We start from the raw sequence: 7619 nt of genomic DNA, 5'->3' as shown, positions 1-7619 counted from the left end.
AGTCAGTACGGCCCGACCGAGATCCCCGATGGCCTGCTGCCAGAACGGCCCAAGGCCGCCACCCAAGCCGACGACGACCCGGCACTGCGCGAGTACAACGCCTACCTGGCCGAGCTCGCCAAGTCCGAGCAACGCCAAGACCCCGACGACAGGACGACCAGATGAGCAGCCCCGATCCCGAAGCGCCGAGTGACGCGCCGGAAGCCGACGATCCGTCGCCGCAGACGCCGAAGGAGCCCATCCGCAAGGCGTTGACCGGCTACCGCGTATTGGCCTGGACGACCGGCATCTGGCTGATCGCGCTGTGCTACGAGATGGTGCTGAAGTACATCGTCAAGGTCGACGATCCGCCGAGCTGGATTGGCATCGTGCACGGCTGGGTGTACTTCGTCTACCTGCTCTCCGCCGCCAACCTCGCGGTGAAGGTCCGCTGGCCCATCGGCAAGACCATCGGCGTGCTGCTGGCAGGCACCATTCCGCTGCTGGGCATCATCGTCGAGCACTTCCAGACCAAGCAGATCAAGGCCGCGTTCAACCTCTAAGAGACGAGCTTCAAGCCAGCGCGCGCAGCGCAGGCAACAGCAGCGCCAGGGCCCGGCCACGATGCGACGCCGCATCCTTCTCGTCCGGGCTGAGCTCCGCCGCCGAGCGGGCCGATCCCCGTGGCACGAAGATCGGGTCGTACCCGAAGCCCCCGTCGCCTTGCGGTTCGCGGGCGATGCTTCCCGCCCACTCCCCTCGCACGACGGTCTCCCCCATCGGCGAGACCAACGCGCACGCCGACACGAATGCCGCACCGCGTCGCGCATCCGGCACGTCACCCAACTGGCCGAGGAGCAGCCGAAGATTCGCCCCGTCGTCGCCGTGCGCGCCCGCCCACCGCGCCGAGAGCACGCCGGGCATGCCGTTGAGGGCGTCGACCGCGAGCCCGGAGTCGTCGGCGACCGCAGCCAGGCCCGACGCGCGGAACGCATCGCGCGCCTTCGCCAACGCGTTGTCCTCGAACGTCGCGCCCGTCTCAGGAGCCTCGTCGAACGGGGCGACGTCGTTGAGCGACAACAGGCGCAGCCCGGATGCACCGGCACCGTCGAGCACTCGGCGTAGCTCGGCCAGTTTCTTCGGGTTGCGACTGGCCACCAGAAGATCGGTCAACAGGTTTTCTCAATCATCACGGTTTTCTCCCCCATCAGATCAGACGCTAGAGAACCTAGCGGCCCTTACCCGTGTCTTCGATGACCATCACACACAGCGGGTACGGCTCGGACTCGCTCTTCTGCCGATACCACAGCCTGACATCGGAATCGGGCACCCTGTGCATGTGGTACGAGCGCCCGGTATCGCCGGGTCTGGATTCGCGAGGATCCACGTTCGTGTCGAAGTCGGGACGGCTCATCCGGGCGACCTCGGTGCGAACGAGAGCTTGTTCATCGAGCGTGAGCGTCGCGATCGTGAAGACCGCGTCCTCGACGAGGAGCACGTCGCGTTCCGGCCCATCGCGGGACGCCAGCGGGTGTTGCGTGACGGCGGGCTGAGCATCGTGGTACCGAGACACTGCCTCTTCCAATGCCTTCCGCGCCTCGTCCAGGTTGGCTCCGCCAACCATCCGTCCCCGTTCGAGCTGCTTCTCGGCGCGGCGTGCCCTGGCGATGGGAATCTTCAGAAGGCCGAGTTCAACGATCCCATCGACATGCGAGTAGAACGCAGCGAGGGCGATCGTCACGAGTCCGGTCAGAACGAAGAAACCACCGGCGAGCTCGTCGTTCTGCCCGACGAAGAAGCCCAACGTGCCTGCCGCGAGCAGCAGCACGCCCGAACCGCCCAAAAAGAGCTGACCGACTCGCTTTCGGTCGGCCGACTCGTCCTCTCCCACGGGATGAATGCTATCCGGCAGCAACGAACCGCCCTCGCCTCTACCGAGGCGGGGGCGGTTTCGAACCACGACTAGAGGGCAGCAACCGCGACACGTATGGTCCCCCGCCCCCAATGGACGCGCTCTCACGGTTCTCGCGCCGAAGCGCGAAACTTGGTAGTACGGCCCCCCAGCCGTTGAGATGAACGCTACCTGCGAGTGCCCACGATCGAATCGGGGAAAACCCTCAAGTTCTGCCGCCTCGGGCGTGTTTAGGAAGAACTTTCGGTCAGCTTCCGAACGCCTTCTTGGGAGGCGACGTCGGCTCCGGCAGCACACCGGGGTACGGCAGTTCGAGCGCTTCGCGCTGCACGACGAAGAGCTGCTCGCAGGCCGCCAGTGCGGCGTCGAGCATCTTGTCCAGCGTCGTCCGCGGGAAGGTCGCCCCCTCACCCGTGCCCTGGATCTCGACCAGGGTTCCGGTGTCGGTGGCGACGACGTTCATGTCCACCTCGGCGCGCGAATCCTCCTCATACGGCAGGTCCGTCCGCACGCGTCCGTCGACCACGCCGACGGACACCGCCGCGATGGCGCACGACAGCGGTCGCGGGTCCGACAGCCGATTCGCTGCGGACAGGTAGGTCACCGCATCCGAGAGCGCCACGTAGGCGCCCGTGATCGCCGCGGTACGCGTGCCGCCGTCGGCTTGAAGGACATCGCAGTCGATGGCAATGGTGTTCTCGCCCAACGCACCGAGGTCGATGCATGCCCGAAGCGAACGGCCGACGAGTCGGCTGATCTCCTGCGTGCGACCGCCCACCTTGCCCCTGACCGACTCGCGGTCCGAACGGGTGTGGGTGGCGGCAGGCAGCATCGCGTACTCGGCGGTGAGCCAACCAAGGCCCGAGCCCTTGCGCCACCGGGGCACGCCCTCGGTGACGCTGGCCGTGCACATGACGCGGGTCTGACCGAACTCGACGAGCACTGATCCCGCCGGATGCTTGGTGAAACCGCGGGTGATGACTACCGGTCGCAACTCGTCGTCGAGTCGCCCGTCTTCTCGTCTGGACACCCGCCAACCCTAACCGGTGGCGGTGACGACCTAGTGAGCCGCGACCTCGAAGGTCTCGTTGCACACCACGGCGTGCACCGGCCCTTCGAACTCCGCCTTGGCCTCGCTGATGACGTCCTCCCGCGAGGTCCATGGCGGAATGTGGGTCAAGAGCAGTTCGTGCACACCGGCCTTGGCGGCGGCGCGGCCCGCCTCGGTGCCCGAAAGATGCAGTCGGGGCGGCCGATCCGGAGCATCCGTCCACGACGCTTCGCACAGGAAGACGTCCGCGCCGCTCGCGAGTTCGATCAGCTCGTCGCAGTAGCCGGTGTCACCGCTGTAGACGAGTGTCGCCCCCGACGGATCGGTGAAGCGCATGCCGTAGGACTCGGTCGGATGGCACACCATGCGTGGCAGTACCGTCAGCGCACCGATCTGCACCGGCTCCTTGTCCACCCACTGGCGGATGTCGAAGACGTCGGAGAAATCGTCGATCTCGCCGCCCTCCGGTGAGGACGCTGCGCCCAACCGCGACCAGGTCTCGGATGGGCCGTACATGAGCGCGCGGCCCTTGGGCGGCGATGGGTGGTACCGGCGCCACACGAAGAGACCGGGCAGATCAAGACAGTGGTCGGCGTGCAAGTGTGACAGCAGGACGCTGACGGTTCCCGGATCCGCGTGGCGCTGTAGCGCGCCGAGGACACCACCCCCGAAGTCGACTGCGAGCGGCGGGGTGTCCGGAGCCGTTACCAGGTAGCCCGAAGCAGGCGAATCTGGCCCGGTGACACTACCGGAACAGCCCAGTACGGTGATTCGCACGCACACCAGCTTGCCATGCCCAATCAGCGTGTGACGAAAACCTCTGCGCATTTCGCGTCGAGTTTCATGATCCCGTCGCTTCGTGATCCGTGACCTGGAGTGATGCCTCGTGAGACGGGGCACACAGTTGCCGCAAAATGTGGCGAACGCCTCATCTCAGCAAAGCCGGGCTGCGGTCAGTACGACAGCTGGGGCGATGGCCCCTTCTTGCCGCGTTCGCGTGCCTTGCGCTCGGGGCCGGAGAGCAGGTACGCGGCGATCACCCCGGCGATGCCACCGCACAGGTGGCCCTGCCACGACACCCCGAACGTGCCGGGAAGCGCACCCCAGAGGACGCCGCCGTACACAACGAAGACGAGGATTCCGACGACGATCTGCCACGCGTGTCTGGTGAAGAAACCGAACACGATCAGGAACGTCAACCAGCCGAAGATCAGCCCGGACGCACCGATGTGGTTGGTCTCCACCGCGACCCCGTTAGAGCTGGGCGCCCCGATGTTGCCGATGAGCCAGGTGCCGAGACCGCCGAGAAGCCACACGATCACGGTGGCGTAGATGAATCTGGACATACCGGCCAACGACACCAGGAAGCCGAGCACCAATGCCGGGACGGTGTTGGCGATCAGGTGCGCCCAGTTGGCGTGCAGCAGCGGTGCCCAGAGGATGCCCCACAGCCCGTCGACCTCCAACGGCCGGATGCCGTCCTGTTCCAGGCGATCTCCGGTCACCTGGTCGAACGCCTCGATCAGCCACAGCAGCGCCACGAAGCTAACGACGGTCGCACCGCCGACCATCCACGGCGGGCGCTTCTTGGTCATCGGTGTGACGCCTTGTCCGCTCATGCCCACAACTGCCCTTCCAACGCGTCCTCTGCATCGTCAAGGCTACCGGCGTACGCGCCGGTCGACAGATACTTCCACCCGGCGTCGCACACGACGAACGCGATGTCGGCACGCTCACCCGCCTTGCGCGCCTTGGCGGCCATGCCGAGTGCCGCGTGCAGTATCGCGCCAGTCGAGATGCCCGCGAAGATGCCCTCGACCTGAACCAGCTCACGGGTGCGCTTGACGGCATCGAACGAGCCGACGGAGTAGCGCGTGGTCAGTACGTCCGGGTCGTACAGCTCGGGGACGAAGCCCTCGTCGATGTTCCGCAGCGCGTACACCCCCTCGCCGTAGCGCGGCTCGGCGGCGACGATCTGCACGCCGGGCACCTGCTCGCGCAGAAATCGCCCTGCGCCCATCAGGGTGCCGGTGGTGCCGAGCCCCGCGACGAAGTGGGTGATCTCCGGCAGGTCGGCAAGGATCTCCGGCCCCGTCCCTTCGTAGTGCGCGGCCGCGTTGGCGGGGTTGCCGTACTGGTAGAGCATCACCCACTCGGGATGCTCGTCAGCCAGCCCTTTGGCCATTGCCACCGCGGTGTTCGAGCCGCCCTCGGCAGGCGAGTAGATGATCTTCGCGCCGTAGAGCTCCAGCAGCTGACGCCGTTCGATCGAGGTGTTCTCCGGCATCACGCACACCATGCGGTAACCCTTGATCAGGGCGGCCATCGCCATCGAGATTCCCGTGTTGCCGCTCGTCGGCTCCATGATCGTCGAACCCTGCTGGAGCAACCCGTCGCGCTCGGCCTGCTCGATCATCCGCAGTGCCGGCCTGTCCTTGATCGAGCCGGTGGGATTGCGGTCCTCGAGCTTGGCCCACAAGCGCACGTGCGGGTTGTCGGCGTCCTCCCATTGCGGCGAGAGGTTCGGCAACCCCACCAGCGGGGTGTGGCCGAGCGCGTCGAGCAGTGAGTCGTGGCGGGTCAACGTCAGCCGCCCGCAACGGCAGGCAGGATCGTCACCGAATCGCCGTCGGAGATCTCGGTCGCCAGTCCGCCGGAGAACCGCACGTCCTCGTCGTTGACGTAGACGTTGACGAAGCGGTGCAGCTTGTCGCCGTCGACGATCCGCTCCGTGATTCCCGAATAGTTGGACTCGAGGTCGGCGATGACCGCCTGCAGCGTGTCGCCGGTGGCGCTGACGCGCTTTTCGCCACCGGTGTGGGTGCGCAGGATGGTGGGGATGGACACCAAAATGGTCATGGGGACGCTCATTCCTTTTGACTAGTACTCATCGACGATGGTGACGGGTTCCTCGGTGACGGTGCCGTCGAGAATGCGGTAGCTGCGAAGCTCGTGCTCGTTGGGGTCCCGCGTCGAGACGAGGACGTAGTGAGCCTCGGGTTCGGCGGCGTAGCTGACGTCGGTGCGGCTGGGATACGCCTCCGTCGCGGTGTGCGAGTGGTAGATGATTATTGGGGCCTGGCCTGCGTCTTCTAAAGCCCGCCACACCTTGAGCTGCTCACCGGAATCGAAGCGGTAGAACGTCGGCGACCTCTCGGCGTTGTCCATCGCAATGAAACGCTCGGGCCGGTCGGACCCCTCCGGCCCGGCGATCACTCCACACGCTTCGTCGGGGTGATCGGCGCGCGCGTGCGCGATCATGGCCTCGACCAGGTCACGACGAATCGTCAGCACGTCACCAGTCCATCATCCGAGGCCGCTCAGGGGAACGATCCCGGCAACACGTCACGGTAGGACGGGATTCCGGCGATCGACTCGGCGGCCAGCACGCCTGTCAGCACCGCGCTGGCCAAACAGTCGGCCGCGGCAGCCCCGATCATCGTCATCAACTTCGTCTCCGGCGACATCGCCGCGGGTGTGGCCCCGGTCCCAGTGGCAGGTTCAACCTCGACCGCGCCGGTGGCCAGTACGAACACGCTGTCGCCGTCCAACGGCGTGTGCGAGGGGCGCATCGTCCTGGCGAGGGCGTCCTGCGCTGCGACGGCGACCCGCTTGCACGCGGCCTTGCTCAGCGCGGCGTCGGTGGCGACGACGGCGATGGTGGTGTTGAGCGGCGACAGCTCGTCGTCACGCGCGGCGAACGAGGCGATCTGGTCGGCGGGCGGTGGCACCAGCCCGAACTCGGCGCTCAGGTCGGCCTGCCACGGCAGCCCGGTCCTCGGATCCGCGACGTTTCCCGCGGAGTTCACCACGACGATCGCACCGACGGTGACGCCGATGTCGTCGAGCCGGATGGACGCCGTGCCAAGGCCGCCCTTGAGCACACCGGCCCTGGCGCCGACGCCTGCGCCGACGTTGCCGACCGGCACGTCAATGCCTGCCGCATTGGCTGCCGCGAAGCCGAACTCAGCCGTCGGGCGGCACTGCCATCCACCGACCGGGAGGTCGAAGATCACCGCGGCCGGCACGATCGGAACGAGGCCGCCGTCCATCACCACGCCGCGATCGTGTTGTTCGAGCCACTGCATGACGCCGTCGGCGGCGGCCAGGCCGTATGCGCTCCCGCCCGTCAGCACGACGGCGTCGACGTAGCGCACGCTGTTGGCCGGGTCGAGAAGATCCGTCTCCCGGGTGCCGGGAGCACCACCGCGGACGTCGACGGCGCCGGTGGTCCCCGGCGGCGTGAGCACCACCGTGGTGCCGCAGGCCCAACCGGCGCCCAACGACGCGTCCTGGTCCAGACGGTGGTGGTTTCCGACGAGGATGCCCGCCACGTCGGTGATCGACCCGCCTGCCACGATTACCGCTTGCCCATCAGCCCGAGCACCAGGTACTCCTGCAGCACGGTCAGCCACTGGTAGACGTCGAGGTGCCCAGCCATCGGATGTTCGGCAGGCAGGTGGTCGGGACCGTCGGGGCCGATGTCGAGCATCGTGCCCAACGCCAGCCGGATGTCGTTGACGCACGATGCCCAGCAGTGCGCGTCGTCCTCGGCGATGTCGAACCTGCCACCGCCGGGTGGCAACGTATCCAACAATCGTTGACCCGCATGGCGTTTGGCTTCGATGATCTCGGGCTCGTGCAGGCTACGCAGCGCGCTGTTGAGACTCTCTGCGG

Annotated in this window: 11 protein-coding genes and 1 pseudogene; 2 read left to right on the top strand and 10 right to left on the bottom strand. The window is 66.9% G+C overall.

Features of this window, described 5'->3' with window-relative positions:
* Positions 1-165: pseudogene (locus ACRDUX_RS22535) on the top strand (hypothetical protein); the annotation flags it as partial.
* Positions 162-542 (top strand): DUF3817 domain-containing protein, encoded by a 381-nt coding sequence (locus tag ACRDUX_RS22530; protein ID WP_526416672.1) that lies wholly within the window; start codon positions 162-164, stop codon positions 540-542. The pseudogene ACRDUX_RS22535 and the gene ACRDUX_RS22530, both read left to right, overlap by 4 nt.
* Positions 543-552: 10 nt before the next feature.
* On the opposite strand, the gene rdgB is transcribed toward ACRDUX_RS22530, so the two are convergent.
* The 10 genes from rdgB to ACRDUX_RS22480 form a co-directional block, all read right to left on the bottom strand.
* A complete protein-coding gene (gene rdgB, locus ACRDUX_RS22525) occupies positions 553-1155 on the bottom strand; it encodes an RdgB/HAM1 family non-canonical purine NTP pyrophosphatase (protein ID WP_526416674.1) in 603 nt (200 codons plus the stop codon).
* Between the two features lie 52 nt (positions 1156-1207).
* Positions 1208-1870, bottom strand: a complete 663-nt coding sequence (locus ACRDUX_RS22520; RefSeq protein WP_526416670.1) for a hypothetical protein — start codon at positions 1868-1870, stop codon at positions 1208-1210.
* Between the two features lie 268 nt (positions 1871-2138).
* On the bottom strand, positions 2139-2921 hold the full coding sequence (rph, locus tag ACRDUX_RS22515; RefSeq protein ID WP_526416668.1) for a ribonuclease PH: 783 nt from the start codon (positions 2919-2921) through the stop codon (positions 2139-2141).
* Between the two features lie 30 nt (positions 2922-2951).
* A complete protein-coding gene (locus ACRDUX_RS22510; RefSeq protein ID WP_526416666.1) occupies positions 2952-3770 on the bottom strand; it encodes a cyclic nucleotide-degrading phosphodiesterase in 819 nt (272 codons plus the stop codon).
* A 125-nt stretch (positions 3771-3895) separates the two neighbouring features.
* Entirely contained in the window at positions 3896-4537 is a 642-nt protein-coding gene (locus ACRDUX_RS22505; protein WP_526416664.1) for a rhomboid family intramembrane serine protease, read from the bottom strand.
* A 20-nt stretch (positions 4538-4557) separates the two neighbouring features.
* Positions 4558-5526 (bottom strand): PLP-dependent cysteine synthase family protein, encoded by a 969-nt coding sequence (locus tag ACRDUX_RS22500; RefSeq protein ID WP_526416662.1) that lies wholly within the window; start codon positions 5524-5526, stop codon positions 4558-4560.
* Positions 5527-5528: 2 nt separating this feature from the next.
* Entirely contained in the window at positions 5529-5801 is a 273-nt protein-coding gene (locus ACRDUX_RS22495; protein WP_526416660.1) for a MoaD/ThiS family protein, read from the bottom strand.
* A 21-nt stretch (positions 5802-5822) separates the two neighbouring features.
* Complete coding sequence (locus ACRDUX_RS22490) at positions 5823-6236, bottom strand: M67 family metallopeptidase (protein WP_526416659.1); 414 nt, start codon at positions 6234-6236, stop codon at positions 5823-5825.
* 26 nt (positions 6237-6262) lie between these two features.
* Positions 6263-7300, bottom strand: a complete 1038-nt coding sequence (locus tag ACRDUX_RS22485) for a P1 family peptidase (protein WP_526416657.1) — start codon at positions 7298-7300, stop codon at positions 6263-6265.
* Positions 7301-7302: 2 nt separating this feature from the next.
* Positions 7303-7619: DUF2017 family protein (locus ACRDUX_RS22480; RefSeq protein WP_526416655.1), on the bottom strand; the 317-nt coding region annotated here is incomplete at its 5' end.

It is taken from the genome of Mycobacterium sp., from assembly GCF_050701675.1.
GTDB lineage: Bacteria > Actinomycetota > Actinomycetes > Mycobacteriales > Mycobacteriaceae > Mycobacterium.
The sequence above is the reverse complement of the archived record's forward strand: the minus strand, read 5'-3'. Positions and strand labels throughout refer to the sequence as shown.